This is a genomic window from Acinetobacter sp. BWR-L5 (assembly GCF_039655985.1).
In the GTDB taxonomy this organism is placed as follows: Bacteria; Pseudomonadota; Gammaproteobacteria; order Pseudomonadales; family Moraxellaceae; genus Acinetobacter; species Acinetobacter johnsonii.
Genome location: NZ_JAGFEV010000003.1, coordinates 93,726 through 119,744 on the forward strand (window position 1 = coordinate 93,726; position 26,019 = coordinate 119,744).

The following is a 26,019-nucleotide window of genomic DNA, read 5'->3' on the forward strand; positions in this document are numbered from 1 at the left end:
GCATGAATATTATTTATTTACATGGCTTTCAAAGCAGTTCTTTATCGATTAAAGGTCAATTGCTGAAACGCTATTGCGAATCCCGTCCACAGTGGCACGTGCATTTGCCAGACTTGAACATGCCGCCGCATTTGGCTTTAGAAAAATTGGCCGCCTTGATTCAGGAATTGGATCAGGTGGTGCTGGTGGGCAGTAGTTTAGGCGGGTTTTATGCGACACAACTGGTCGCGAAGTTGGCAGTACCGGCTGTGCTGATCAATCCGGCTATGCAACCATGGCACTTGTTCCGAGATCTATTTGGCGCGACGCAACTGCCCTATAAAGTCAATGAGCATTGGACGCTCGATGATGCGCAATTGGACTATTTAGAACAGATTGAGCTGCCATTTGTGCAAGATGCAGACAAAATTTTAGTGTTATTGCAACAAGGCGATGAAGTTTTGGATTATCGTGAAGCACAGCGCTATTATAATGGCGCAGCGCTCATGATCTCGGAAACGCAAGGCAATCATGCGATGGAAGATTTCGCAGACAAAATACCGATGGCATTACAGTTTTTATCGGACTGCTTAAAATAAGGAAACAGTACAACGTGTCTCAATATACGGCTCAATCGCTTGAAGTATTATCTGGTTTAGATCCGGTACGTCGTCGTCCCGGCATGTATACCGATACCACACGCCCAAACCATTTGGCGCAAGAAGTTATTGATAATGCAGTCGATGAGGCACTGGCTGGTCATGCCAACAAAATTACCGTCATCGTTTATAAAGATGGTTCACTCTCAGTCGAAGACAATGGTCGTGGCATGCCTGTCGATATTCACCCTGAATACGGTCAAAGCGGGATCGAGATCATCCTGACCAAGCTGCATGCTGGTGGTAAATTCAGTACCGACAACTACCAGTTCTCAGGTGGTTTGCATGGCGTAGGCATTTCCGTGGTGAATGCTTTATCTAGCCGAGTCGAAGTAGAAGTTCAGCGTCAAGGCAACCTTTACCAAATGGCCTTTGAGCAGGGTGAGCCGACTGCGCCTTTGGCGGTATTAGAAGGTAAAGCTCCGAAGCGTGCGACAGGGACCACCGTTCACTTTTGGCCTGAAGCTAAATATTTTGATTCACCGAAATTTGCTCTGAAAGCGCTGAAGCACAACTTAAAAGCCAAAGCCGTTTTGGCGGCAGGTTTGCAAATCAATTACGTCGACCAAATCAATGACGAAAAAATCGTTTGGCAGTTTGAAAATGGCCTCGTCGATTATTTGATGGATGAAATTGAGGATCGTGAGATTCTGCCTCATCCAGCCTTTGTGGCAACAGGAGATGCTGAGCGTGCCAGTGCCGAATTTGCCATTTGTTGGAATGTCGATGGCGGCGAGTTGGTCCAAGAAAGTTATGTGAACTTGATTCCAACGGCGCAGGGCGGAACCCATGTGAACGGCCTACGCTCAGGTGTGACCGATGCAATGCGTGAGTTTTGTGAACTGCGTAACTTGCTGCCACGCAATATGAAGCTGTCAGCTGAAGACGTCTGGGATGGTGTGAACTATATTTTGTCGTTGAAGTTCCAAGAGCCACAGTTTTCAGGCCAAACCAAAGAGCGTTTATCTAGCCGTGAAGCATCGGGCATTGTCCAGAACATTGCCAAAGATGCTTTTGCACTGTGGTTGAACCAAAACTCCGATATTGCCATGCAGTTGGCTGAAATGGCGATCTCAAAAGCAGGTCGTCGTCTGAAAGCTGCGAAAAAGGTCGAACGTAAGAAAATTGTGGCAGGGCCAACTTTACCTGGAAAACTGTCAGACTGCGTTGGACATACCTTAGAAGAGTCTGAACTGTTCATTGTGGAAGGGGATTCTGCGGGTGGTTCAGCCAAGCAGGCGCGTGATAAAAACTTCCAAGCGATCATGCCCATTCGTGGGAAAATCTTAAATACTTGGGAAGTCTCTTCTGATGAAGTCTTAGCTTCGCAAGAAGTGCATAACATTGCCATTGCGATTGGGGTCGATCCGGGGTCGGATGATCTATCCGAATTACGTTATGGCAAGATCTGTATTTTGGCCGATGCTGACTCGGATGGTCTACACATTGCGACTCTGCTATGTGCTTTGTTTGTGAAACATTTTCCGATCTTGGTTGAAGAAGGACATCTGTATGTGGCGATGCCTCCGTTGTATCGAATTGATGATGCAAAAGATGTGCACTATGCCTTGGACGATGACGAGCTTGAAAGCATGTTGAAAAAATGCAAAACCAAGAACCCGCAAATTACTCGATTTAAAGGTTTGGGTGAAATGAACGCAAGCCAACTGCGTGAAACTACGCTGGATCCAAACACACGCCGTTTGGTGCAATTAGATTTGGATGACAGTCATTTTACTGCTGGTTTGTTGGACAAGTTGCTGGCCAAAAAACGTTCGAGTGACCGTAAAGAATGGTTAGAGCAGAAAGGTAACTTGGCCGAGTTAGTGGTTTAAGTACGGCTAAGGACAAAATCAAAAAGCCCGCACATTGCGGGCTTTTTGCTGCGCAGATGAGCAATAAAATTGCGCCTAATCTGTGCACAATTTTCCAGATCAATCGACTGAATTAGGCGAAATGAATTGATTTGGAACACATGATGTATACAAGTTTGTATGCAGAAAAGTAGCCATTTGAGCGCAAATCTACCTAAAATACAGTGCATTTAAAAATTAATAAATAATTGATAAATATTGAAATAATTAAAATTTTTACAATGATTTTCACATCATAAAACCCTGCTTGGCATAGAAATTGAATTGGCACTCATAGCGCGAATAACAATCATGCATTGCAAAATGCACCCTAAGTTTCAAGTTTGGAGAAAATCAAGATGTTCCAACAAAAATTACTCACTAAAACATTCCTTGCAACTGCAATGATGGGGACTATTGCTTTGACAGGTTGTTCAAAACCTGCGGAGAAAGCGGAAACAGCAACGTCTGAGCCAACAGCGGCAGTGAGCAGCGGTGACACCATCAAAGTCGGAATTTTGCACTCGCTATCAGGCACCATGGCAATTTCTGAAACCTCACTCAAAGATACGGCCTTGATGACTATCAATGAAATTAATGCCAATGGTGGGGTGCTGGGTAAAAAATTAGAACCTGTAGTGGTCGATCCAGCATCTGATTGGCCTTTATTTGCTGAAAAAGCACGTCAACTCATTACCCAAGATAAAGTCGCGGTGATTTTTGGTTCATGGACATCGGTATCGCGTAAGTCAGTGTTACCTGTGGTAGAAGAGTTGAATGGTTTATTGTTCTATCCAGTGCAGTATGAGGGGCAGGAACAGTCGAAAAATATTTTCTATACAGGCGCCGCACCGAACCAACAGGCGATTCCTGCGGTGGAATATTTGATGAGCGAAGAGGGCGGTAAAGCAGAGCGCTTTGTTCTACTCGGTACGGACTATGTTTACCCACGCACCACCAATAAAATTTTACGTGCGTTTTTGAAGTCCAAAGGTGTGGCCGATGCGGACATCATGGAAGAGTACACACCCTTCGGTCATAGTAACTATCAAACCATTGTTGGTAATGTGAAGAAATTTGCTGCAGGTAAGAAAACCGCGGTGATTTCAACAATCAATGGCGATTCTAATGTGCCGTTCTATCGTGAGCTGGGTAACCAAGGCATTAAAGCTTCAGATATTCCTGTCATGGCCTTCTCTGTGGGTGAAGAAGAACTCCGTGGTATTGATACCAAACCATTGGTTGGACATTTGGCTGCTTGGAATTATTTCATGTCGGTGAAAAATCCAATCAACACCGAATTTGTGAATAAAATGAAGCAGTATGCGGTGCAGTATAAGCTGCCGAATGCAGACAAAATCGTGACCAATGACCCGATGGAAGCCACCTATGTGGGCATCAATATGTGGAAGCAAGCGGTTGAAAAGGCAGGCAGTACCGATGTTGATAAAGTTCGCGTTGCGATGGCTGGTCAAGAATTCAAAGCACCTTCAGGCTATACCTTAAAAATGGATGCTGAAAATCATCATCTACAAAAACCAGTGATGATTGGTGAAATCCGTGGTGATGGTCAGTTTGATGTGGTCTATAAAACACCAAAAGTGATTAAGGCGGAACCTTGGAGTCCGTACATTCCTAAATAATTTTCTTAAGCGTTGAGCCTGCTGCGATTGCTGTGGGCTTTTCAGTAAGCACATCCCGATGTGGGATGTTTTAAGCAAGCTTAAGGAAGTCATATTATGAATCTTAAATTTTTTTGTGCCGCACTGCTGTGCGCAATGGCACAGTTCGTGAGTAGCAGTATTTGGGCTGAAGAGGCTCAACTTTCTGCTCAGACCCAAAGCGTATCAGCATCGAGCGATACGATTCAACGTTTTGTCAAAGCTGAGTTTGCTGAGCGCCGTGCCATGCTGAGCCAATGGCCGGGGACGATTGAAGAATTTGATCGATTGGTGGCACTGATCGACAGTGATGAGCTGTATCGGGACAGCGCAGGCACGACGTATATTTTAAAAAATAATGAAAAATTATTGCGTTATCCCGATGAGCAAGTGATTGACACTTGGCCGGGGGATTTGTCTCAGGTAACTTTGGTCAACACTTTACGTAAAGCCTTAAATTTTGGGCAGGCACAGGCCAAATTAAAATCTGAAGAATCTGCCCAACGTTTAGCAGCCATTGATATTTTAGAAAATAATCTGTCTGAACTGAATGTTGCGCAGATTAATCAGCTCTATCTGCATGAACAAAATAATAAAGTTAAACAGCGCTTGGCACAGCTCAAAGCGCGCCTCGACTTTGAAAGTCCAGATGTTTTAGTCCAAATTCAGGCTGCTAAAGTCCTTAGCGATTCCAACCGTCCCGAGGTGCTGGCACTGGTTGAGCAAGCTTTAACTCAATCAAATTTAAACCCAGAACTCAAAGCTGTTTTGGCGGATGCCAAAAGTCAGATTAAAACCCGCATCCAAGTCAGTGAATGGGCAGGGCATGTGTTTTCAGGTTTCAGTACAGCCAGTATTTTACTGCTAGCAGCACTCGGGTTGGCCATCACTTATGGTCTGCTTGGTGTGATTAATATGGCGCATGGTGAGTTGATTATGATTGGGGCTTATACCACTTATGTGGTGCAAAGCCTGTTTAAGACTTATTTAGGCAGTTATGTCGATTGGTATTTAATAGCAGCTATTCCTGCAGCCTTTTTAGTGAGCGCCTTAATTGGCATGTTGATTGAACGGACGGTAATTCGACCACTATATGGTCGTCAGCTTGAAACCTTGTTGGCCACTTTTGGGGTCAGTCTGATTTTGATGCAATTGGTGCGGATGATTTTTGGCGCACAAAATGTTGAAGTCTCGAATATTTCTTGGTTATCGGGCGGTATTGCGCTGAGTCCAAGTTTAATGCTGCCGTATAACCGGATTGCCATTATTGTGTTTACGGTTGCGGTGCTACTGCTGTTGGTTTACCTACTCAATAAAACCCGCTTTGGTCTGTTTGTTCGTGCAGTGACACAAAACCGTCAAATGGCACGTGCTGTCGGTATTCGCTCTAGCCGTATCGATATGTTGGCCTTTGGGCTGGGTTCTGGGTTAGCTGGTTTAGCGGGCTGTGCCTTAGCGCAAGTGGGTAATGTTGGGCCTGATTTGGGTCAGAACTATATTATCGATGCTTTCTTGGTTGTTGTGGTGGGTGGTGTAGGGCAAGTTTGGGGAGCTGTGTTGGCGGCACTTGGTTTAGGGATCAGCGGTACAGTCCTTGAAATTGGGATGGGGGCTGTTCTTGCAAAAATTATTCTACTGGTTCTTGTGATTTTGTTTATTCAAAAACGTCCACAAGGTTTGTTTGCCATCAAAGGCCGTTTTGTGGAGTAAGTGCATGAAATTCACTTCTTTATTTTCCGATAAACCTTATAGTGCGTTCGCTATTGCGGTCTGCTTTACGGTGATGTTGATCCTGCCTTGGTTACATTTGCTACCGGCAGATTCTGCCCTTCATCTCTCTGCGTATTGGGTCACCTTGATTGGTAAAATCATGTGCTTGGCTCTGGTGGCTTTGGCGCTGGACTTGGTTTGGGGTTATGCAGGCATTTTAAGCCTAGGCCATGGCTTGTACTTTGCCCTTGGTGGCTACGCGTTTGGTATGTATTTGATGCGTCAGACAGCGGGTGACAGCCTGCCTGACTTTATGCGGTTTTTAAGCTGGACTGAACTGCCGTGGTATTGGGTGGGTAGCAATCACTTCTTATGGGCTTTGGCCTTGGTGGTGTTGGTGCCTGGTATGGTGGCCTTCATCTTTGGTTTCTTTGCCTTTCGCTCCAAAATTAAGGGCGTATATTTCTCGATTATTACGCAGGCCATGACATTTGCTGCGGCACTATTGTTTTTCCGCAATGAAACAGGCTTTGGCGGCAACAATGGGTTTACAGGCTTTAAGACTATTTTAGGCATGGACATCACTTCTGCTCCTATGCGTGCCACCTTATGTTCCCTAACGGCTTTGGTGTTGATGTTGTGCTTTGTGGGGTTGCGTCATTTAATGAATAAACCCTACGGTCGTGTGCTGGGGGCAATTCGGGATAGTGAAAACCGCTTGCAGTACTTGGGCTATCGTACGCTGTGGTACAAGCTTTCTGCATGGGTGCTGTCCGCAGTGATTGCAGGTATTGCAGGAGCCTTGTATGTGCCTCAGGCTGGCATTATTAACCCGAGTGAAATGAACCCTGTCAATTCGATTGAAATGGCGGTATGGGTGGCTGCGGGTGGGCGTGGGACTTTGATTGGCCCAATTTTGGGTGCAGGGTTAATTAATGGCGTGAAAACCTATTTCACCGTGGCTTATCCAGAAGCATGGTTATTGATCTTGGGTGCTTTATTTATTGTGGTCACCATTTTCTTACCCAAAGGTGTCATTGGTCTATTTGACCGTTTTAAAAAGGAGCGTAGCGAATGAGTGAGCTAATTCAACCTCATGGTGGCCATGCTTCAGACGGCTATGGACGTCCCAAAGAACAAGGTGCCGACTTTAGCCATGGGATTGCACTGTACTTGGAAAAAGTCAGTGTTTGGTTTGATGCTTTTCGTGCCTTAAATGATTTATCGCTATACATCCAAGAAGGGGAGCTACGTTGCATCATTGGGCCCAATGGGGCAGGTAAAACCACACTAATGGATGTGATTACGGGCAAAACCCGACCGACCGAAGGCTCCGCCTTTTTTGGGCAAAACTATGATTTGGCCAAGATGAGTACCGAGCAAATTGCGGAAGCAGGCATTGGCCGTAAATTTCAAAAACCAACGGTATTTGAAAACTTTACAGTGATGGAAAACTTACTGCTTGCTGCACCAAAAGATAAGCGGGTGAAGAAAAGCTTTTTTAGCAAACTTGACCCAGATGCACAGTTGGCTTTGGATGAGTCATTGGCGCAAATCCGCCTAGAAGAGTGGGTACATAAACCTGCGGGGCTGTTGTCACATGGACAAAAGCAATGGTTGGAAATTGGCATGTTGCTTATGCAACGTCCTAAGCTGATTCTACTCGATGAACCTGTGGCGGGTATGACCGATGCCGAAACGGAACGAACCGCTGAGCTATGTTTAGAGTTAAAGAAAAATCACACCTTGGTGGTGGTTGAACATGACATGAGCTTTATCGACACCATCAGTGAAAAAGTGACTGTACTGGCTCAAGGGGCGATCTTAGCCGAAGGTACATTGGCTGAGGTACAGGCCAATGAAGATGTGATTGAGAAATATTTAGGACGTTAAGGAGCCGACCATGTTAGAAGTCAAAGACGTCAATCAGTTTTACGGTGGCAGCCATATTTTAAGAGATGTCTCCTTTCAGGCCCCTGTGGGAGAGTGCTCCGTGGTGCTGGGGCGTAATGGCGTAGGGAAAACCACTTTACTGAAATGTTTAATGGGGATTTTACCGATTAAGTCCGGACAGATTTTACTTGATGGTCAGGACATTTCGAAAATGAGTCCCGAGCAACGCGTGCGTGTAGGTTTGGCTTATGTGCCGCAAGGGCGTGATATTTTTTCAACCTTAACGGTTGAAGAAAATATCCTGATTGGCATGGCTAAGTTTAAGGGGGCGAAAACCCGAAAAGTACCTGAGCATTTGTATGAAATTTTCCCCATATTAGATGAAATGAAACACCGCCGCGGCGGGGATTTATCAGGGGGGCAGCAGCAGCAACTGGCGATTGCGCGTGCTTTAGCATCAGAGCCTCGGGTGTTAATTTTGGATGAGCCTACAGAAGGCATTCAACCTTCTATTATCAAAGACATTGGCCGAGTGATTCGTAAACTGGCGGATGGCGGCGACATGGCGGTGGTTTTGGTCGAGCAGTTTTATGATTTTGCCGAGGAGCTGGCCGATGCATATACCGTCATGGCCCGTGGGCAAGTGATTGCGCAAGGGGCAGGCTGTGAAATGCCTGCAAAAGGTATTCGAGAGTTGGTGGCGATTTAAGCTTTTTTATTCTCCCCCTCTTCCAAAGGGAGAGGGGGAAGCCTCCCTTTTAAATGGGGGGGAGGGATTTATTGTTTTTAAATCTCAGTATTTTCATCCCATAAAAAATAAATACCATACTGACCAGTTCGGAACTCACCACCAATAGCTTTTCCTGAATCGGTAAGAAAATGTTTTCCATTTTCTGTAAGGTTTAAATAGCCTTTATTGACTAATTTTTCTAATAAGTCTGGGGTTTTAATTCCAACTTTTGCTGCGAGTTTTGCAGTTGTTAATTTGGTAAAAATTATTTCTTCTTCGCTTTCTTTCATCTCTGAAACTGGAGAAGCTTCAGCTTTTACTTCATCTAGAGTAATACGTACTTCATCACTAATACGGATAATCCGTTGAGCTTCCTCATAAGCATCTTTGAAGACTTCATTATCTTCATACTTACGGACTAAGATTCCCATTTCATTGTTATTGACTTGGCTGAACTCATAAAGGTTTAGACTTGAAATAATACATTCACTTTCATTGATATAGCATTTTGCATGTAAGTTTTTGCAAAAGCTAACGCGAACATAATCCAATTTTTGCATCCATTTAATTTCGTCTGGGTGTAAATCACTTTTTCCATAGACAATACGAATGTCAATTTTGAGACGATCTTTATCTTCGAGTAATTCCTTAATTCGGTCATTTAAACGGAGATAAGGACTAATTAAAATAAGGCGTTCTTTTGCATTTTTGATGAGTTCTTCAAGAAAAAAATTAGTACCACTCGTATTTAAAAATTTTGCCATTTATCCCTCTGATTATTTTGAATAATTAAATGAGATATTAACGCATAAATACTTGGTTAGGGATGATCTAGACGTGTAATTTGAATTTTTTCATCAAGCTGAAAAATATCACAATGATGTTCTGTCCTCATCCAATCAAAACCGAAAACTCCCTTGAGGGATTCGATTGTTTGAGTCTCAATATATACATTTGCTAGGAGGGGTAAATTATAGTCTGTGTTGGCCGGCCTTTGGGTTGGAAGTAAAGGTTGGTCGTCTTTAACTTTGTATGAAAAATTACTCATACAAATTGTTTGAGCAGTATGCTTTTAGACGCGTTAAGCTAATGCAAAGCAACAACAATAAGAGCAGCCATATGGACACATTATTATTAAGTATTCCGCCCAATGCTTTGGAAACGTTGATTTTAGAATCTATTTCTGTCGACGATGTGCTGAATTCGGAGCACATCGAGTCACATCTGCTTTTAGGTAAAAACTGGAAAATCTTACAGACCTTATTGCAAGGCAGTTTTAAGTCTGGCACTTCTTTACTGGCTTTGAGTTTGCAAGCCGAGCATCACTTGGCAGAGCGCCAAAAACAACTTACAGAGGTACGTTATAACACCGCGGTGCGTGTGGTTGAAGTCCAGGAAGCTTTAGCAAAATTGGATATCGAAGACTTTAAAAAGCATATGCAAACCAATTGTTTGAAACGCTTAGAACAGGAACATGGCATCCAGACCGAATCGATTGAATTGCAATTTGCCGAGTTGAGTTTAGTCTTTGCTCAGCTCAGAAACTTTTATGAACATGCGGCCAAGCATACCTATGCCGTGATCAGCGTCACCAGTGACAAGTTAGTCCCGACCTCACTGATTTAACAGCAGTTGCATCAACACCAGATCACGCCATTGCCCAAACTTTTGTCCGACTTGGGGCATATAGCCAGTTTGTACAAAGCCAAACTTTTCATGCAAAGCAATTGAAGCCAGATTGGCGTGGTCTATTCCTGCAACCATGACATGCATGTGCTGCATTTTTGCTTGTTCAATCAAATACGCTAAAAGCTGTTGACCTAAGCCCTGACGGGCATAGTTGGGTGAAATATAAATTGAGTGCTCAACGGTATAACGATAGCCTGAAAAATTACGGAAGGTGGCATAGTCTGCAAAGCCTGCAATGGCCTGCGTTTCTTGGTCTTCCACCACGCAAAATGGAAATTGATTCTGTTGAAAGTGTTGTAGCTGTTTTTGGAAATGCGCTAAATCATAGGCATGTTCATTCCAAGTGGCCATGCCATGTAAGACTTCTGCATTATAAATGTTTTGGATCTCGGGTAGATCGTGTTCAGTGGCTGGACGAATGAGAAAAGACATGAAGGCAAGGTTGTATGCGTTGGGGCTTTATCATGCTGCTTTTGCATAAAAAAAAGCAAGACAGAAGTCTTGCTTTTGGATATTCACAAAAGTGAATTAGAAGTGGTATTTGATTAACGCACTTACGTCATTTTGGTCAACGCCTTTATAGCCGTATTTGTTATTCCAAACTGAGTGCTCGATACCCACGTATAGGCGTGTATCTGGAGAAATGTGTTTACCTACATTCCATTTGTACTGACTAGTCCAGTTTAACTCGCTTGCATGGTCATCTTCAGCAGTTGACCAGTCAAGGAAGGCATCAACTAAAAAGTCTTCAGAACCAAGTTTGAACGGTACTGCATAGGTGATGGTCATTTGATAATCATCATCAGTCAGGTCGTTATCTGCTTTGTAGAAGTTGATGTTTGCATACTGTGTATATGGCACATTTAAGGCAAAACCAATACCATAGAGGTAGTTGTTGAAACCTTCACCGCCTTCCCATGTCGTTGCAACTAACACATCTTTAACTGGGCCAAGCTCAAGTTTAGTTCCTGTCATCGCACCTAAGCTGAAACGTGGTGCAACTTCAAAGTAAGTTTCATTGCCATCAGCATCGTTGTTGGTACGGTCAGCGAAAGCGAAGAAATCGCCATATTTGAAGCCAGCTGCATATTCTGCAGTAATGGTTGTTTGCTCAAGTTTTTCGTCTTGAGTCACAAATGGTGATTTGTAGTTTTCACCATATAAACCAGTGAAGCTAAAGTCTTGCCAAATCGGCGCAGCTTGAGAGATTGCCGCAGCAGAAGATAATGCTACGAAAGCAGCAATTTGAGTCAGTTTCATGAATATTTCCCCAAAAAATCGGATACAGGATACCGATTATTAAGCAAAAATAAAGCCAAATTTGACGAACGTCATGGAAAATAGATATCAAAATGAGCCATTTTTTATACTTTTTTACCAAATGGTTTAATGTTGCCTTTCAGGCATGACACTTAATTTGATATGGGCCTTCTTGGAAAAAATGTTAGGGGATTGAATAATAAATTTAGCAATATCGACATGATACAGCTCGGGAAAATCCTAGAATGTAACAGAGTTTGTACTTATTTGGGGATGTTTGCAAAGAATGAATGATCGATGCTTGCAGTCATTCCTGCCGTAATTGAAGTTGTCATAATTATTAGATTTTTTTGTTCATTCTAGCCAATGAGGTCACGTGAATAGTTAGAAGATGGAATCAAATCCATCTGTTTTTAGCCATGCAAGTAAGGGCTTGTCACAATAAGTATCCTTTTCATATTTTTTTAAAAATATCACTTGCATAATTTTCAGTTAGGCCCGATATTCAAAGGAGAAGGACACAGATCTGCAGACTCAAAAGTGTTCATCATTCAATCGATGGAGGTTACATTCCAAAGCAATTGAAGATGGTCGAATACTGTTAAAACAGTAAGTTACAAGTGTGCCAAGAGATAAAAATCTTCGTACAAAAAAAGAGTCGAATAAAGAAAGAGAGAGGATGTTATTTTATGAACATAGAAATCCGTACAGATAAAAACATTCAAAATAGTGACCGTTTAATTAGTTATATACGCGAAGAGCTGAATCAAGAATTTCAACGTCACAGTGAGCGCATTACTCATTTTTCAGTGCATCTAAGTGATGCCAATAGCCATAAAGGCGGAGATGACGACATTCAATGTATGATTGAAGCGCGTCCAGCAGGTTTAAAACCCGTGGTTGTAAATCATAAAGGTCATAATGTCGATACTGCGATTCATGGCGCGATCGATCGCCTTAAACGTAGTTTAGAACATACCTTTGAAAAAAATGATAAACCACGTGCTGGCCAACCTGTATATGCAGATCAGGATGATGGCCTAGTTGATGATGAGGAAGATTAAACCTCACCGAATTTAAAAAAAGCCCCTCAATCAGGGGCTTTTTTAATGCTGGGCACTCACTTTTATCCAACATTACGGATAACAAATGTCCCGTTTATTCGGCATAATAGAATAAACTGAATTGAAGAGCGTCATCTCCATGTTAACCGCGCAACAACAAGCTTTCGTGCAAGCACTTGAAGAATTAGATCTTCAACAAGTTCAACGTCTATTGACCGATGGGTTAAGTCTCAATTTTATCGATCCTGAAAAAGGACCTGTGATTTCTGTCTGGTCGGACGGCTTATTCAAATGGTGGGAAGCGATTTGCGAAGCGTATGAAGCAGGCGCACCGCTGTCAGAACAAGAAAAACAACAGACTCTAGCGGTACATTTAGACATTTTAGAACAACTGATTCATGGCAAAGCAAACTTGCATTTGTGGGATACAGAAGAAATTTATGGCCCACTTTGGGATGCGGCAAGTGCTGCATGTGCGCCCGCGGTCAAACGTTTATTGGATGAAAAAGTTGATCCAAACACCAAAGATGAAGATGGCTTAACTATTTTATCTTCAATTAGCGATTTATTCTTTGATTGTGAATTTGACGAAATTAATTGGGCCGAAGCATTGGCTGAAGAAAAGCAAACTTTAGAGTTGCTTCGTCAGCATGGTGCAAAAATGACAAAAGAATTAGCTTAATCAGCGAGATCATCATGATGCAATTAAAACATTTAGGTTTATGTGTAGCCACTGGGTTCAGTATGAATGCGATGGCTGCAGATTTTTCCTTTGACCGTCCGGGTTCGGGTATAGGGACAGGGATTACGCCTGTGGGGCAGTTGGCTTGGGAGCAGGGCTTGGCCAATGCGCACTATGCTGAATCGACCACGACTGATGGTGAAAAAGTCAAAACCACCAGCTTAAATGCAGATATGTTATTGCGCACAGGTTTAGCTGAAAACATCGAATTGCAATTGGGTTGGGCTGGGCCCTCTTGGCAACAAATGAAAGTGGCAGGCAATAAGTCTGAAACAGATGGTTTGGGGGATGTCAGTGTGGGTGTGAAAGCGGCGATTCCTTTGGATGATGAACGCTTGAGTATGGCGGTACTGGCTGAAGCGATTATTGCCACAGGTAATGATGGTTTCACCAATGAAGATGATATTTATAGTCTGTCATCTGTGGTTGCATACGATTATAGCGACCTCGTGTCGACATCCATCACTATGCGTTATGAAGTGCAAAATAGTGATTGGGCCATTTCTGCAATTCCGACTTTAGAATATCAATTTACAGATAAACTCAGCGGTTTTTCTGAATTGGTTTATCGTAAAGCAGAAAGTCAAGACAATGAATATGCGCTCGGTACAGGTGTCATGTATGCGGTGAATAATCGGATGCAGTTGGACGCAAGTGTTGGTGTCGACTTAAATGGTGCAGATAAAAGTTATTATTCAGGCCTTGGCGTTTCATACTTATTTTAATTAGAAAAAAGAACATATTATGAAAAAGCATCTTCATCTGAAACAGGGGATGAGCGGCAAAACGTGGTATCTGGCGCTGTCAGTATTGATCATCAATCTGTGTATCTGGGCCAGTATCCTAAACGTTCATGCAGAAACTCCACTTCTTTCAGCTGAAGATGCTTTTCCATTTACAGTGGAATCCACGACTGAGCATACCGCTCAACTGCACTGGAATATCCCTGAACAGTATTATCTGTATCAGCACAAATTTGAAGTACAGCAGGCGGGTCAGCCCCTTAAGCTTGAGCTGCCGCCTGCGCATGATTTGTATGATGAAAACTATGGACACACCCAAGTTTATTATCAACAAGTGCAATTTGACTTAGACACACAGGCTTCACAAACTTATAAGGTGACTTGGCAAGGCTGTGCCAAAGATCGCATTTGCTATCCACCGCAAAGTATTGAGTTTAAAACCGATGTCAACGGTTTGGTCAGTCTACAAGACCAAGCAGGTGGCTCAAAACGACTGTTAGATTTAGCCGCGCAGTCGAATCCGCAATTTGAGCCGATCAATCCAACGGTCACTGCTGAACCCGTCGTAACAGCTTCCGATGCGATGGCTGCGCAAGATCAAATTTGGTCTGAAGAGTTAGCCAAAAGCTCATTGGCTTATGGTTTATTGCTGTTCTTTGGCCTCGGGATATTACTTGCGTTTACGCCGTGTTCTTTGCCGATGTTGCCGATTTTAACCTCATTAATTATTCGCGATAGCAAAGGCCTCAAAGCATGGATGATTGCCTTGGTCTTTGTGTGCAGTATGGCCATGGTCTATGCCATTTTGGGTTTGGTGGCCTCATCTGCGGGTTTGAACTTCCAGCGTTGGTTACAACAGCCATCCACCCTGATTGCTTTTAGCATTCTTTTTGTTTTATTCGCGCTCAATCTATTTGGTTTGTTTGAACTTAAACTGCCGCAAGCCGTGGTGAATAAACTCGATCATATCCAGTCTATGCAAAAGGGTGGAAGTCTGATCAGTGCTGCGATTATGGGCATGATCTCTGCGCTGTTGGTTGGACCGTGTATGACGGCACCTTTGGCAGGCGCTTTACTGTTTATTTCGCAGACACAAAGCCAGTGGCAAGGGGCCATTTTGCTGTTCACCTTAGGCTTTGGTATGGGGACACCATTGTTATTGGCAAGCGTACTGGGTGCTAAGGTATTACCTCGTGCTGGTCTGTGGATGAATCAGGTTCGGGTATTCTTTGCTTTCATCATGTTGGCTTTAGCGCTGTATTTTGTGCGTCCTTTGCTTTCTGAAACATGGATGCAAGCACTGAGTCTGCTGCTAGGCTTGAGCTTTATTATTTATGTGTTGTATCGTTTGATGTGGCATAAAACTCAGTTGCGTATGCTGTACATTGTGGCTTTAATCATTGGCGGGACGTACATTGCCTATAGCCAATATCAGCAGAGTCAGCGTTTCTTTGAAGCGCCAGTGGCTACATCTGCACGTTGGCATGTGGCAGCGACGGCAACGGAGTTTAAGCAGCTCTTGGCACAAGCACCAAAAGGTCAAAAGATCATTATCGATGTCTATGCTGATTGGTGTGTTGCTTGTCAGCCGATTGAACACCGTATATTAAAGTCTGCAACGGTACAGCAAGCGCTTGCGCCGTATTATTTGATCAAATTAGATTTGAGTCATTACGATGCAACCCATCAACTGCTCTTAAACCAGTGGGATATTTTAGGACCACCGACCTATTTATTCTTAGATGCCTCACAACAAGAAATTCGTGGTTTACGTTTAACCGGTGCATTTACTGAGGCTGAACTTTTAGCTCAATTACAACGTTTTTAAACCTGAGGGAGAAGGGTGATGCAACGTTTATATATTGCCAATAAAAATTACTCCAGTTGGTCGATGCGAGCGTGGTTGGTCTTGACTGCATTTGATCTGGATTTTGAAGAGGTACTGGTTCGCTTTGATGCGACAAACCCCAGTTTTAAAGAGCAACTGTCCCACATTCATGCTAATGCTAAAGTGCCCGTATTGGATGTGGGTGAATTTAAAATTTGGGATTCTTTAGCCATCTGTGAATATTTGGCCGAGCAAAATCCAGATTTAGCCCTGTGGCCCAAGCTTGACTATTTGAGAGCAGAAGCACGGAGTATCAGTGGTGAGATGCACAGTAGTTTTATGGCACTACGCCAATTATGCCCCATGAATATTCAGGCGCAGTACAGCATAGCTGAGGGGCTAGCTTTGTGGGCGCAGCATGTTGAGTTAAGAGCAGATGTCGAACGAATTGAACAAATTTGGGCACAGCGTGCAGATGAACATCCCTTTCTATTTGGTGATTTTTCTATAGCCGATGCCTTCTATGCCCCTGTAGTGATGCGTTTCAAGAGTTATGCACTACCTGTATCTGAGCGCAGCCAGCAGTATATGCAACACATTATGCAGCATCCTGCGGTCATACAATGGGTCGACGCGGCACGGGCAGAAGCCGTTTAGTTAGGTGAAATGTGCTGTGTGTCACCACATGCAGCGCTATATTTGAGTTCACCGGGATTGATTTCTAAATAGCATTTGATTTGATTACGTCCACTGGCTTTAGCGGCATAGAGTGCTTTGTCTGCTTGACTCAAAACTTGCTGAGGTCTGAGTCCATGGTGAGATTGTGCAATACCAAAACTAGCTGTGACATGGATAGATTGGCCTTCATCATTGTTAATGACTAAAGCCTCGATGGCTGAACGACAACGTTCCGCAATTTGATGGGCTTTAGAGAGTGAAGCATGTTTTAAAATAAGGATAAACTCCTCTCCGCCAAAGCGCCCCACTAGGTCATGGTCTTGTATCTGGTTATTTAATTGTTGGCTCACAGCGATGAGCACGTTATCTCCCATATGATGTCCAAATTGGTCATTGATGCTTTTAAAATGATCGAGATCTAAGAGGATAACCGCATAGGGATTCTGCGGATCTTGCTGATGCAAATACTCCAAACTTTGGCTAATACGGCGACGGTTAAATGTATTGGTTAGTGGGTCGATCTGACTTAAATGTTGAATGAGTCGTTCACGATGTCGCCATTGGCTAAGTAAAATTTCAAATAAAATTATACAAGTGATTAGAATGGGAATAACGAAATGCAGCATCGATAGGAGCCAAAACCCATTGAGAAAGAGTTGGCCATCAATCTGAAAAATTGGAGCATAAGGAATCACATCAATAAAACTGAGGTAGCCTGAGAAGGTTAAGAAGCCTGTCGCAGGAATTAGCATCGCATACACGATCTTTCGCTCAAACAACACCAAACCGACAGCGATCAGACAAATATAGACCACCATAGTGACAGGGCTAAACACCCCAATCATATAGCCGTTATAGCAAAGTGAGATGATTAAAATTCCAATCGCAATATAAGGGAGGAATCGTTGTACCCAAGCTTGTTTTTGTAGGGCATAGCAAGGGTAAATCAAACCCAATAACGTGATGAAAAAAATGGAATTAATAACTAATTTATGGCGCAAAAGCTGAACATTAACGACATGCCAATATTCTGAGTTGAACAGTACAAAAGTCTCCCAAACTAACCAGATCAAATTGACACAACAGCCGAGAACAAGGATTAAAATACACTTTTTCAAGGTATCCCAGTTCATAATCACTTCCTCTTCAAGTAGATAATGAGAAAGTTTGCTGTTGCTTAGCTGTTTAGATATTGAGAACCATGAACTCATTCAATCGTTTCATCCTTGATATATCCGCTTTATTTTTTAAATAATGTGATTGATTTCTTATACATTGCTTTCAACATATCACAATCTTATAAAAAGACGGTATCAAAGGTGACGAACTGAGTATGTAGCTCAGAAGGGAAAGACCATTCTATTTTTAGAACATAGTGTTTTGAATAGGCCTATTATTCTAAGGATAATCTTATTTTAAAATGCAACTATTCAATAAAGATTATGTTGGAACATCCCATGAAAGTTTTACATATTGATTCAAGTATTATGGCGGATGCTTCTGTGTCTCGTCAGTTGAGCCAAGCGATTGTTTCGCAACTCAGCGAAAAGCATGCGCAAGTTGAGGTTGAATATTTGGATTTGGCAACGCAACCGATTCCACATTTAGACGCAGAAATTTTAATGGGTCAAAATGCAGAACAATCGGCTCTGGGCGAACGTATTATTCAACAGTACTTAGATGCGGACGTTGTGGTGATTGGTGCAGCGATGTATAACTTCGGGATTACTTCGACTTTAAAAGCATGGATTGACCGCATTAGTGTTGCAGGTCGTACTTTCAAATATACTGAAAATGGCCCGGTCGGTTTGGCTGGTGACAAGAAAGCCTATATTGCCAGTAGTCGCGGTGGTGTCTATGGTGAAAATAGTCCTGTTGACTTCCAAGAAGGCTTCTTAAAAACCGTCTTTAATTTTACCGGTGTGACCGATGTTGAAATCATTCGTGCTGAAGGCGTGAATATGGGGCTAGAGCTGAAAGACAAAGCCATTGCGGCAGCTTTAGCACAGGTGCAAGCGATTTAATAACAATAACTGTAGTCCCATGATTCCTCATTTGGTCAGCGTTCAGCTGACCTTTTTTTATGCGGAATGTGTCTAGTCTTGGTCGAGCGCTTGAGCAAACGTTGCGATATCATCCAAAGCCATTTTAGCTTCTGGAAACCATGCATTAAACATTTGAAAGTTATGCCACATGCCTGTGTAAAGTTTAAATGTCACGTCTACGCCGGCCTTGGTCGCTTTATCTCTAAACCGCTGGGCATCGTCCAAGAGAATTTCTTTCGAACCGACTTGTACAAGGGTCGGCGGGAGGTCTGCTAAATCATCAAATAAAGGTGAAACAAGTGGGTCGGCGGGGTCGATTTGTTCTGGAACATAATAGTCGATGCCTGTTTCAAGGGCCTCGATGGATAAAAGTGCATCGAGCTTGCTGTTATAGCGAATAGATTCACTGGTTAAGCTTAAATCCAAAAATGGCGAAAGTAGAATTAATCCACTGACTTGAGGACGTTGCTCATCACGAATGCGCAGCGCCAAGGCTAGCGCTAAATTTGCACCACATGAATCTCCCGATAAAATAATATCTTTGGCTTGTATCCCTTGCTCCAATAACAGCAGATAAACATCAAACAGCGCATCAATGGCTTCAGGATAGGGGTGTTCGGGTGACAACGGATAGTCAAGGTGAATGACTTGCATTTGTGTACTGGCTGCAAGGTCTGAGACAAACGCACGGTGGGTATTCATTGAACCTAAAAAGAAAGCTCCACCATGAATATGCAAAATGAGCTGAGTGGCTTCAGTTTCAGGTTTTAACTCTTCCGCACGCAGGCCTGCAAGACGTAGAGGACGAATCTGGATCGACTTATTGAGCGGAAATGCACGACACATTTGTTCAAGAAGAAAACGCTGACTACTGGGTGGGAGACTAAAGCGACTTGGGGTTCGAATCGTGGTTTTTAAAAACTGCTCTGTAATGATTTGTTTCCATGGATCGGCAATCTTCATAGTTATTCCATTTTGTTATTTGTTTTACCTTGAGTTTGTGTATTTACCAACATAATTTACAAGGTTACACTAATTGGTCACATTGAAAAATTGAAAAATTGTTGTGACTTTTTAATAATGATAGTCGTCTATACTAGACTAGGGAAATGACAAAAATGAAAAAAATTGCACTTGCGTTAAGCGTACTAGGATTAACCGCTCTAGCTCATGCAGCAGATCCGCTGAATGGCACTGTTTGGAAAACGATTGATGACAAAACTAAACAAGCGAAAGCCTTGGTTAAATTCACTGAGCAAAAAAATGGAACTTTAACTGCGAGTATTCAAGGTATTTTGACGCCAGGTGAAGAAAATGCATGTACCAAGTGTGAAGGCCCGTATAAAAATAAATCTTTGAAAGGTTTAACGATTGTACATGGTCTGAAAAATGTGGGTGGTACAAGCTATGACGGTGGATCAATTTTAGATCCGCAAACTGGTAAAACCTATAAATTAAAAGGCAACATTGCTGCTGGTGGTAAAAAACTAGAGCTTCGTGGTTATATTGGCGTGGCTGCATTAGGCCGTAACCAAACTTGGATTCGCGCGAACTAATCCCATCCAACAAAAAAAGCCGAGCAATTGCTCGGCTTTTTTGTTTTGTTATGCTTTTAGGGCACGAATTGCATCTTCATTGAAACCCACAATAAAACCTTTCGGGGTTGCAATTACGGGACGCTTAATGAGACTGTTATGTGTGGTGAGGGCATCAATTAGTCCTTGCTCTGAAGCTAAAGCAGTGTCTTGTTCTGTTTCAGTCAACTTACGCCAAGTGGTACCTTTTTTATTCAGGACCACATCTGCCCCAATCTGATCGAGCCATGTTTTGACAGTCGCAGCATCAATGCCTTGTTTTTTATAATCATGAAACTCATACGCTAAACCTAACTCATTCAGTAGGTCGAATGCTTTTTTCATTGAATTACAATTTTTAATGCCATACACGTTTAACATGGAAAACCCTTCTGAATTTTAAGCTGGGTTTAGAGTAACGGAAAAAACAGAGGAGCTCTAGTGTGTCGATCTAAGCTTAAAGCGTCATCGTCTTGTCATAAAAGCGATTTAGAATCAAATCAAAGAAAAATAGAATCTAAAAAGAAGAAGCATTAAAAAAGGCAGAGACTAAAAAAGAGAAAACCCGCATTTAATCATCCTGATCATGCGGGTCTCATTACAACGTCCATTGTCACATCCTTGAAAACCAACTATTTCCATAGTTCGTTTTAATTTCATCCTACGGCGTCCTGTCCTTGTGCTGTCATCCTGACATCGTCCCTTTGCCGTGGAAACATAATGCACTGATTGATTGATCAGAAAAAGACTCAAAAAACGGCAGATAATGTAGGTTAAAAACTCATATTCAGTAAACAGTTGTTCACTTAATATGAGCTAAATACTTAAATTTTTCTAGATTTTGTAGTCAATAATGACAGGTGCATGGTCGCTAAACCATGTTTCTTTATAGACCCAAGCATTGACTGTACGGGCTTTCCAGTCAGGTGAGCACGCTTGATAGTCAATGCGCCAGCCTACGTTCTTCGCACGAGCTTGTCCTCGGTTTGACCACCAAGAATAAAGCTCAGCCTCTGGACGCACTTCACGGAAAGTATCGACATAGCCGAGTTCATCATAAATATGATCGAGCCAAGCGCGTTCGTGTGGTAAGCAGCCTGAGGCTTTTTGGTTGCCTGACCAGTTTTTAATGTCGATGCGTTTATGCACGATGTTGTAGTCACCACAGACAATCACGGATTTATTTTCATCACGCCATTGTTTCAAAATTTGTTTGTATTCTTCTAAGAAGTGGTCTTTACGTACTTGTGCCTCTTCACCAGAAGAACCCGATGGTAAATAGAGTGAACAAATATGCACGTTTTGGTCTAAGCCTAAGTCAAACTCAGCCGAAATAAAGCGGCCTTGAGAATCGGCCAATTCAAAACCAAGTCCATCAGTAACTGAAACAAATGGTAAACGGCTATAAATAGCAGTGCCAGCATACCCTGGACGTTCAGCAGGGAACAGGTGAGTATGCCAGCCTTCAGGTTTAAATTTATCGGTCCATTGTTCGTGGGTGATGCGAGATTCTTGCATGCAAATCACATCAGCATCTGATGTGGCAATCCAATCAAAAATCCCTTTTTTTTCTGCAGAACGTAGACCATTTACGTTAATTGAAACCACACGTAAAATTTTTTGATCACTTGGATAGCTACTCTTTGGTATCATGCGCAAGTCTTACCTCAATTTGAAAATACGGAGCACCGCATGACAACGCAAGCGACATTTAACCCTCAAGCTTTTATCGAACTCGCATTATCACGTGGCGTGCTTAAATTTGGTGAGTTTACTTTAAAATCGGGTCGTGTGAGTCCTTATTTTTTTAATGCAGGTCTACTTAATGACGGTGAAGCCTTGTCATTACTGGCGTCTGGCTATGCAGCCAAACTGACAGAATGCAACAATGTTGAGGTGGTGTTTGGCCCTGCGTACAAAGGGATTCCTTTTGTTGCTGCAACAGCAGTGGCTTTGTCACAAAATCATGGGGTAAGTGTGCCTTGGGGTTTTAACCGTAAAGAAGCCAAAGATCATGGTGAAGGTGGGGTCTTGGTTGGTGCATCTGTTGCAGGCAAAAAAGTCTGGATTATTGATGACGTGATTACTGCGGGTACAGCGATCCGTGAAGTGGTCACCATTTTGAAAAATGCAGGTGCGCAGATTGCAGGTGTGTTGGTGGCATTAGACCGTCAAGAAAAAGGTCAAGGTGAACTGTCTGCGATTCAAGAAGTCCAAAAAGAATTGGAAATTCCTGTGCATGCACTGGTGACCATGAAAGATTTGATGAATTATTTAGAGGCTAAAGGTGAGACTGAAGCTTTAGCAAAAATGGAAGCCTATCGCGTGAAGTATGGCGTCTAAGCATTGAAACAAAAAAAGGAAGCTTCGGCTTCCTTTTTTATTTGCTCTCTTTTTCGGCTAGTGTTTGACTATGCGCACCTTCCCAGCCAATCATCGCGGTTTTACGTGTCGTCCCCCACATATAGCCGCCACGTTGTCCTGAAGACTGAATGACCCGATGGCATGGAATTAAAAAGGCAACGGGATTGTTACCAATTGCTGTTCCGACCGCTCGTGAGGCACGCTCTTGCCCAATCTCTTGGGCAATATGTGCATAACTGCTGAGCTGCCCCATGGGAATTTTAAGCAGACTTTGCCACACCTTGAGCTGAAAGTCGGTGCCTTTCAGATGCAGTTTAATCTCCGATAGGCTGTTTTGATCGTGCTGAAAAATTGTGAGTGCTTTGCGTTGTAATTCATCCTGATCTTCAATAAATGTCGCACGTGGGAACTGTTTTTTCAGATAGGTCAATCCATCCTGATCTACTTCAGTAAAGGCCATATGACAAATCCCTTTAGGGGTCGAGGCAATAATGACGGAGCCAAAAATGGTTTCGGCAAAACTATAGTGAATGTGGAGTGCTTCACCGCCATGTTTATATTCTGCGGGCGTCATCCCTTCGATTTGGACAAATAAATCATGCAATCGACTGGTACTAGAAAGGCCAGTGTCAAAGGTTGCTGCAAAAATATTATTTTCTGTGTGATTGTTCAAAACCGACTTTGCATATTCCACACTAATATATTGCAGAAATTTCTTCGGGCTAATGCCTGCCCATTCGCTAAAGATACGCTGAAAATGTGTAGGGCTTAAATGAACGTGTTCTGCAATCTCAGCCAAACTGGGTTGCTGTTTGAAGTTTTGTTCAATGTATTCAATTGCTTTTGCCACACGTGCGTAATTGCTATGTTCTGTCATGATTACTCGCGGAAATCATTTAACTTAAGAAAACAGTAACAAATTCAGTGAGGCCTGAAAATCCGTTTCTTGCGTTATATAACAAAAGGCTCAAAGCATTTATTGATTGATTTAGTCATCTATTGCTAAGCATAAAAAAAGCGGAACAGTGACCTGTTCCGCTTGAGATGGCATTTTAACTAAATAGGTTTAGAACTGGTAGTTCAAACGCATGAGGAAGCTACGCGGTGTACCTGGCATAGAGTCCGAACGCCAATATTCTTTATTGGTCAAGTTACTGACAGCTAAAGTCACGTTCCATGGATCAGCACTATAACCAATGGCAGCATCGACACGTGAGAAAGCTTTCATATCCAAGGGCTGGTTGCTTAAATTGCTATTAGGGTAGGCTTTGTAATCACCCACATAAGTCACACCAACTTCACCATAGAGTTTTTCTGTAGGTAAGTATCGAACAAATAAGTTACCCGTATGTTCAGGCGCATTATTTAGCACTTTATTCACATTACCTGGATTTTGCTTGTCTTTTTTAACTTCGGCTTGTAGATAACCATATCCACCACGGACAAATACATTATCCAATACGCGACCAATAAAACTAAACTCTAGACCTTTAGATTGATGTTCACCCGCAGTTGCCCATTCTTCAGGTTTAGTGTCATCTGGCACATAACGAATATTATTTTTGCGAATGTCAAAAACTGAGAGCTGTGTATTTAAACGGTCGTCAAACCAGTCACTTTTGACCCCAATTTCATATTGCTCATTATATTGAGGTTCTGAATCAAAAGTATTCAGATTGGTATTTGCGGATACAACACTGACACCTACACGCCCACCAAACGGTGCAAAGCTTTTATTGTATGAAGCATACAAGCTGTGTTGATCTGTGGGTTGCCAAATGAAACCAATGTTGGGGCTAAAGCTTTCATCATTGATACTACGATGGTAATTGATGTCAGAAGAAGCTAATAATTTATTGGTGGTTGATGTATCGTAATAATCATAACGTGCACCAAGCATTACTTTGAAATATTCATTAAAACTAATTAAGTCTTGAATGAAAAAGCCGTAGCTTGTGCCTTCATTATAATTATGCTGAGTAATGGTTTTAGCACCGTTATCACGATTATTCTGTGTTAATTGACCTGTAATTGGGTCATAAAAACCATCAATTCGACTGCCATTGGCGTTTTTATTAGAAAGTTTAGGCTCTCTTTGTTCATAGGTCCAATCGGTACCCACTAAAAGATTATGTTTAATAGCGCCCGTATCAAACTCGCCTGTAATATCCCATGTGTTGGTGGTGGTTCGATTAGATGTTTGCTGCCAGTAATAGTTTTGCGAAATTTTTCCGACATTGTTATAGCAGCGACGTTGATCTACAGGAGTAAAACTGGCACCCGCTTTACTACTTTCACCATTGCTGGTGGTCTCATTCGAAGCACAGTAGGTGCCACCATAAAAATGATCAAAGTCTTGATCTGCCTGTCGGTAACTGGTTGCCCAATGGAATTTCCAATTCGGCGCAAATTCGTAATTTAAATCTGAACGAATGACCTGTAGCACGTCATTAACGTAATCGCCTTTTTGTGCGAAGCCCGTTTTAATGGATGTTCCAGCAGGTAAAACACTATAACTTGGTCCACGGTCAGGTACTCGACCTAATTTGTCATAGGTATATTGTGTGGTCCACGTAAGGGTTTCATCATCATTTTTATAAGTGAAACTTGGCGAGATCATCTCAATTTGACTGTCGATGCCTGAACGGAAACTATCCGCTTCACCGTATTCACCTGTTAAACGGACAGCCCAGTTGTCATTTAAGACTTGGTTAATATCCGCTGTTGCGCCATAAGTATCATATGAGCCTACGTAAGTACCGACTGAGCTTTTTGAGTCAAAGTTGGCGTATTTACTCACCATATTGACCACACCGCCGCCTGCACTACGACCATATAACACCGAGGCAGGGCCTTTTAAAATTTCAATGCGTTCAATGTTGGCTGTACTACGACGCACTTGGCCACTTTCACGGATACCATCACGGTAAATATCACCCGAGTCGGCAGAGAAACCACGGAGGGTGATGCCATCACCACGCATATCGTAGCTGGTTGAAACCCCTGGTGTGCCTTGTAGCATCACACTGAGGTCGTTAGAGCCATAGATTTTATATTTCTGTACATCGATGGTATCGATGGTTTGAGGAATATCTTTTTTCTTTAACCCATTTCGTGTGACATTGGCCTGATCATAATCGACATAGCTTTTGATTGGATCAAGTTCACTCATTGCCTCAATTTTCAAGGTAGGCAGAACTGCTGTTGTGTTCGATTTGTTTGTCGTCGCTTGAGAGGAGGGGTTCTCATTATTTTGTAGTGTCGCTTCATCCGCATAGGCTGCATGCGCATTTAAAATCATAAAGCTGAGAAGGCTATATTTGAATAGGTTAGAACCACAAAGCGGCTGTGGTGAAAATTTCATCATGATTTAAGGCTCGGAGAGAGTGAATTGCCAATAAAAATGAGAAGTATAATCATTTACTAAAAATGAACAAGACTTACGGTAATATTCATTTTTTCTACATAGTATTACTGAGTTGAAAAGTACAGCTATACAGGCTGTTTAATTTTTCTAAAAAATTGATAAATAAGCATTAAAATTTGA

Annotated in this window: 25 protein-coding genes; 16 read left to right on the top strand and 9 right to left on the bottom strand. The window is 42.5% G+C overall.

Annotation, left to right across the window (positions count from 1 at the left end; genetic code table 11):
• The first annotated feature begins 2 nt into the window (after window positions 1–2).
• The 7 genes from JZ787_RS06210 to urtE all read left to right on the top strand — a co-directional run bounded on the left by JZ787_RS06210 (window position 3) and on the right by urtE (window position 8,464).
• Entirely contained in the window at window positions 3–578 is a 576-nt protein-coding gene (locus JZ787_RS06210) for a YqiA/YcfP family alpha/beta fold hydrolase (RefSeq protein WP_346311944.1), read from the top strand.
• 14 nt (window positions 579–592) lie between these two features.
• Complete coding sequence (gene parE, locus JZ787_RS06215) at window positions 593–2,473, top strand: DNA topoisomerase IV subunit B (protein ID WP_346311945.1); 1,881 nt, start codon at window positions 593–595, stop codon at window positions 2,471–2,473.
• A 377-nt stretch (window positions 2,474–2,850) separates the two neighbouring features.
• Window positions 2,851–4,134, top strand: coding sequence for an urea ABC transporter substrate-binding protein (gene urtA, locus JZ787_RS06220; protein WP_218288648.1), 1,284 nt, complete (start codon window positions 2,851–2,853; stop codon window positions 4,132–4,134).
• Between the two features lie 96 nt (window positions 4,135–4,230).
• Window positions 4,231–5,862, top strand: coding sequence for an urea ABC transporter permease subunit UrtB (gene urtB / locus JZ787_RS06225; protein WP_218288647.1), 1,632 nt, complete (start codon window positions 4,231–4,233; stop codon window positions 5,860–5,862).
• Between the two features lie 4 nt (window positions 5,863–5,866).
• Window positions 5,867–6,940, top strand: a complete 1,074-nt coding sequence (gene urtC, locus JZ787_RS06230) for an urea ABC transporter permease subunit UrtC (protein ID WP_346311946.1) — start codon at window positions 5,867–5,869, stop codon at window positions 6,938–6,940.
• Window positions 6,937–7,755 carry an urea ABC transporter ATP-binding protein UrtD gene (urtD, locus tag JZ787_RS06235; RefSeq protein ID WP_087526658.1) on the top strand — a complete coding sequence of 273 codons (819 nt, stop codon included), beginning with the start codon at window positions 6,937–6,939 and terminating at the stop codon, window positions 7,753–7,755. Before urtC ends, urtD begins: the two co-directional genes overlap by 4 nt.
• A gap of 10 nt (window positions 7,756–7,765) precedes the next feature.
• Window positions 7,766–8,464, top strand: coding sequence for an urea ABC transporter ATP-binding subunit UrtE (gene urtE, locus JZ787_RS06240; protein WP_201706916.1), 699 nt, complete (start codon window positions 7,766–7,768; stop codon window positions 8,462–8,464).
• A 77-nt stretch (window positions 8,465–8,541) separates the two neighbouring features.
• On the opposite strand, the gene JZ787_RS06245 is transcribed toward urtE, so the two are convergent.
• Complete coding sequence (locus JZ787_RS06245) at window positions 8,542–9,249, bottom strand: phospholipase D family protein (RefSeq protein ID WP_058870529.1); 708 nt, start codon at window positions 9,247–9,249, stop codon at window positions 8,542–8,544.
• Window positions 9,250–9,604: 355 nt separating this feature from the next.
• On the opposite strand from JZ787_RS06245, the gene JZ787_RS06250 reads away from it, so the two are divergent.
• Window positions 9,605–10,111, top strand: a complete 507-nt coding sequence (locus tag JZ787_RS06250) for a DUF1877 family protein (protein ID WP_346311947.1) — start codon at window positions 9,605–9,607, stop codon at window positions 10,109–10,111.
• On the opposite strand, the gene JZ787_RS06255 is transcribed toward JZ787_RS06250, so the two are convergent.
• Window positions 10,100–10,606, bottom strand: a complete 507-nt coding sequence (locus JZ787_RS06255; protein WP_346311948.1) for an N-acetyltransferase family protein — start codon at window positions 10,604–10,606, stop codon at window positions 10,100–10,102. The two genes, JZ787_RS06250 and JZ787_RS06255, sit on opposite strands and share 12 nt — an antisense overlap.
• Window positions 10,607–10,702: 96 nt before the next feature.
• Window positions 10,703–11,434, bottom strand: coding sequence for an outer membrane protein OmpK (locus JZ787_RS06260; protein WP_148825311.1), 732 nt, complete (start codon window positions 11,432–11,434; stop codon window positions 10,703–10,705).
• Between the two features lie 689 nt (window positions 11,435–12,123).
• On the opposite strand from JZ787_RS06260, the gene JZ787_RS06265 reads away from it, so the two are divergent.
• From JZ787_RS06265 to JZ787_RS06285, 5 genes are all read left to right on the top strand, one after another.
• Entirely contained in the window at window positions 12,124–12,498 is a 375-nt protein-coding gene (locus JZ787_RS06265) for an HPF/RaiA family ribosome-associated protein (RefSeq protein ID WP_004691760.1), read from the top strand.
• 139 nt (window positions 12,499–12,637) lie between these two features.
• Complete coding sequence (locus tag JZ787_RS06270) at window positions 12,638–13,180, top strand: hypothetical protein (protein WP_004978318.1); 543 nt, start codon at window positions 12,638–12,640, stop codon at window positions 13,178–13,180.
• Between the two features lie 14 nt (window positions 13,181–13,194).
• Complete coding sequence (locus tag JZ787_RS06275) at window positions 13,195–13,965, top strand: transporter (protein ID WP_218288642.1); 771 nt, start codon at window positions 13,195–13,197, stop codon at window positions 13,963–13,965.
• A 19-nt stretch (window positions 13,966–13,984) separates the two neighbouring features.
• Window positions 13,985–15,811 carry a protein-disulfide reductase DsbD gene (dsbD, locus tag JZ787_RS06280; protein WP_346311949.1) on the top strand — a complete coding sequence of 609 codons (1,827 nt, stop codon included), beginning with the start codon at window positions 13,985–13,987 and terminating at the stop codon, window positions 15,809–15,811.
• A gap of 18 nt (window positions 15,812–15,829) precedes the next feature.
• The gene (locus tag JZ787_RS06285) at window positions 15,830–16,468 is read left to right on the top strand and encodes a glutathione S-transferase family protein (protein ID WP_346311950.1); all 639 of its coding nucleotides are present in this window, start codon (window positions 15,830–15,832) and stop codon (window positions 16,466–16,468) included.
• Here JZ787_RS06285 and JZ787_RS06290 read toward each other — a convergent pair.
• Complete coding sequence (locus JZ787_RS06290) at window positions 16,465–17,700, bottom strand: GGDEF domain-containing protein (protein WP_346311951.1); 1,236 nt, start codon at window positions 17,698–17,700, stop codon at window positions 16,465–16,467. The two genes, JZ787_RS06285 and JZ787_RS06290, sit on opposite strands and share 4 nt — an antisense overlap.
• 246 nt (window positions 17,701–17,946) lie before the next feature.
• Here JZ787_RS06290 and JZ787_RS06295 point away from each other — a divergent pair, with 246 nt between their 5' ends.
• Window positions 17,947–18,513: an NAD(P)H-dependent oxidoreductase gene (locus JZ787_RS06295; RefSeq protein WP_346311952.1), complete on the top strand. Its 567-nt coding sequence runs from the start codon at window positions 17,947–17,949 to the stop codon at window positions 18,511–18,513.
• 72 nt (window positions 18,514–18,585) lie between these two features.
• Here JZ787_RS06295 and JZ787_RS06300 read toward each other — a convergent pair whose 3' ends face one another.
• Window positions 18,586–19,497, bottom strand: a complete 912-nt coding sequence (locus tag JZ787_RS06300; RefSeq protein ID WP_062031922.1) for an alpha/beta hydrolase — start codon at window positions 19,495–19,497, stop codon at window positions 18,586–18,588.
• Window positions 19,498–19,652: 155 nt separating this feature from the next.
• Here JZ787_RS06300 and JZ787_RS06305 point away from each other — a divergent pair, with 155 nt between their 5' ends.
• The gene (locus JZ787_RS06305; RefSeq protein WP_005401494.1) at window positions 19,653–20,090 is read left to right on the top strand and encodes a DUF2147 domain-containing protein; all 438 of its coding nucleotides are present in this window, start codon (window positions 19,653–19,655) and stop codon (window positions 20,088–20,090) included.
• Window positions 20,091–20,138: 48 nt separating this feature from the next.
• Here the strand turns inward: JZ787_RS06305 and JZ787_RS06310 are convergent, their stop codons facing one another.
• Both JZ787_RS06310 and JZ787_RS06315 read right to left on the bottom strand, forming a co-directional pair.
• On the bottom strand, window positions 20,139–20,489 hold the full coding sequence (locus tag JZ787_RS06310; RefSeq protein ID WP_078388305.1) for a Spx/MgsR family RNA polymerase-binding regulatory protein: 351 nt from the start codon (window positions 20,487–20,489) through the stop codon (window positions 20,139–20,141).
• 453 nt (window positions 20,490–20,942) lie between these two features.
• Window positions 20,943–21,761, bottom strand: coding sequence for an exodeoxyribonuclease III (locus tag JZ787_RS06315; RefSeq protein WP_062031929.1), 819 nt, complete (start codon window positions 21,759–21,761; stop codon window positions 20,943–20,945).
• A 39-nt stretch (window positions 21,762–21,800) separates the two neighbouring features.
• Here JZ787_RS06315 and pyrE point away from each other — a divergent pair, with 39 nt between their 5' ends.
• A complete protein-coding gene (gene pyrE / locus JZ787_RS06320) occupies window positions 21,801–22,451 on the top strand; it encodes an orotate phosphoribosyltransferase (protein ID WP_004691742.1) in 651 nt (216 codons plus the stop codon).
• 37 nt (window positions 22,452–22,488) lie between these two features.
• On the opposite strand, the gene JZ787_RS06325 is transcribed toward pyrE, so the two are convergent.
• Together JZ787_RS06325 and JZ787_RS06330 are read right to left on the bottom strand one after the other, a co-directional pair.
• Window positions 22,489–23,349, bottom strand: a complete 861-nt coding sequence (locus JZ787_RS06325) for a methylated-DNA--[protein]-cysteine S-methyltransferase (RefSeq protein ID WP_346311953.1) — start codon at window positions 23,347–23,349, stop codon at window positions 22,489–22,491.
• Window positions 23,350–23,538: 189 nt separating this feature from the next.
• Window positions 23,539–25,839 carry a TonB-dependent receptor gene (locus JZ787_RS06330; protein WP_346311954.1) on the bottom strand — a complete coding sequence of 767 codons (2,301 nt, stop codon included), beginning with the start codon at window positions 25,837–25,839 and terminating at the stop codon, window positions 23,539–23,541.
• Window positions 25,840–26,019 lie beyond the last annotated feature (180 nt).

Bases quoted from the DNA above. Each gene is read 5' to 3' on its own strand.
- JZ787_RS06210 (WP_346311944.1), top strand. From the start codon at position 3: ATGAATATTATTTATTTACATGGCTTTCAAAGCAGTTCTTTATCGATT.
- urtA (WP_218288648.1), top strand. From the start codon at position 2,851: ATGTTCCAACAAAAATTACTCACTAAAACATTCCTTGCAACTGCAATG.
- urtB (WP_218288647.1), top strand. From the start codon at position 4,231: ATGAATCTTAAATTTTTTTGTGCCGCACTGCTGTGCGCAATGGCACAG.
- urtC (WP_346311946.1), top strand. From the start codon at position 5,867: ATGAAATTCACTTCTTTATTTTCCGATAAACCTTATAGTGCGTTCGCT.
- urtD (WP_087526658.1), top strand. From the start codon at position 6,937: ATGAGTGAGCTAATTCAACCTCATGGTGGCCATGCTTCAGACGGCTAT.
- urtE (WP_201706916.1), top strand. From the start codon at position 7,766: ATGTTAGAAGTCAAAGACGTCAATCAGTTTTACGGTGGCAGCCATATT.
- JZ787_RS06245 (WP_058870529.1), bottom strand. From the start codon at position 9,249: ATGGCAAAATTTTTAAATACGAGTGGTACTAATTTTTTTCTTGAAGAA.
- JZ787_RS06250 (WP_346311947.1), top strand. From the start codon at position 9,605: ATGGACACATTATTATTAAGTATTCCGCCCAATGCTTTGGAAACGTTG.
- JZ787_RS06255 (WP_346311948.1), bottom strand. From the start codon at position 10,606: ATGTCTTTTCTCATTCGTCCAGCCACTGAACACGATCTACCCGAGATC.
- JZ787_RS06260 (WP_148825311.1), bottom strand. From the start codon at position 11,434: ATGAAACTGACTCAAATTGCTGCTTTCGTAGCATTATCTTCTGCTGCG.
- JZ787_RS06265 (WP_004691760.1), top strand. From the start codon at position 12,124: ATGAACATAGAAATCCGTACAGATAAAAACATTCAAAATAGTGACCGT.
- JZ787_RS06270 (WP_004978318.1), top strand. From the start codon at position 12,638: ATGTTAACCGCGCAACAACAAGCTTTCGTGCAAGCACTTGAAGAATTA.
- JZ787_RS06275 (WP_218288642.1), top strand. From the start codon at position 13,195: ATGATGCAATTAAAACATTTAGGTTTATGTGTAGCCACTGGGTTCAGT.
- dsbD (WP_346311949.1), top strand. From the start codon at position 13,985: ATGAAAAAGCATCTTCATCTGAAACAGGGGATGAGCGGCAAAACGTGG.
- JZ787_RS06285 (WP_346311950.1), top strand. From the start codon at position 15,830: ATGCAACGTTTATATATTGCCAATAAAAATTACTCCAGTTGGTCGATG.
- JZ787_RS06290 (WP_346311951.1), bottom strand. From the start codon at position 17,700: ATGAGTTCATGGTTCTCAATATCTAAACAGCTAAGCAACAGCAAACTT.
- JZ787_RS06295 (WP_346311952.1), top strand. From the start codon at position 17,947: ATGAAAGTTTTACATATTGATTCAAGTATTATGGCGGATGCTTCTGTG.
- JZ787_RS06300 (WP_062031922.1), bottom strand. From the start codon at position 19,497: ATGAAGATTGCCGATCCATGGAAACAAATCATTACAGAGCAGTTTTTA.
- JZ787_RS06305 (WP_005401494.1), top strand. From the start codon at position 19,653: ATGAAAAAAATTGCACTTGCGTTAAGCGTACTAGGATTAACCGCTCTA.
- JZ787_RS06310 (WP_078388305.1), bottom strand. From the start codon at position 20,489: ATGTTAAACGTGTATGGCATTAAAAATTGTAATTCAATGAAAAAAGCA.
- JZ787_RS06315 (WP_062031929.1), bottom strand. From the start codon at position 21,761: ATGATACCAAAGAGTAGCTATCCAAGTGATCAAAAAATTTTACGTGTG.
- pyrE (WP_004691742.1), top strand. From the start codon at position 21,801: ATGACAACGCAAGCGACATTTAACCCTCAAGCTTTTATCGAACTCGCA.
- JZ787_RS06325 (WP_346311953.1), bottom strand. From the start codon at position 23,349: ATGACAGAACATAGCAATTACGCACGTGTGGCAAAAGCAATTGAATAC.
- JZ787_RS06330 (WP_346311954.1), bottom strand. From the start codon at position 25,839: ATGATGAAATTTTCACCACAGCCGCTTTGTGGTTCTAACCTATTCAAA.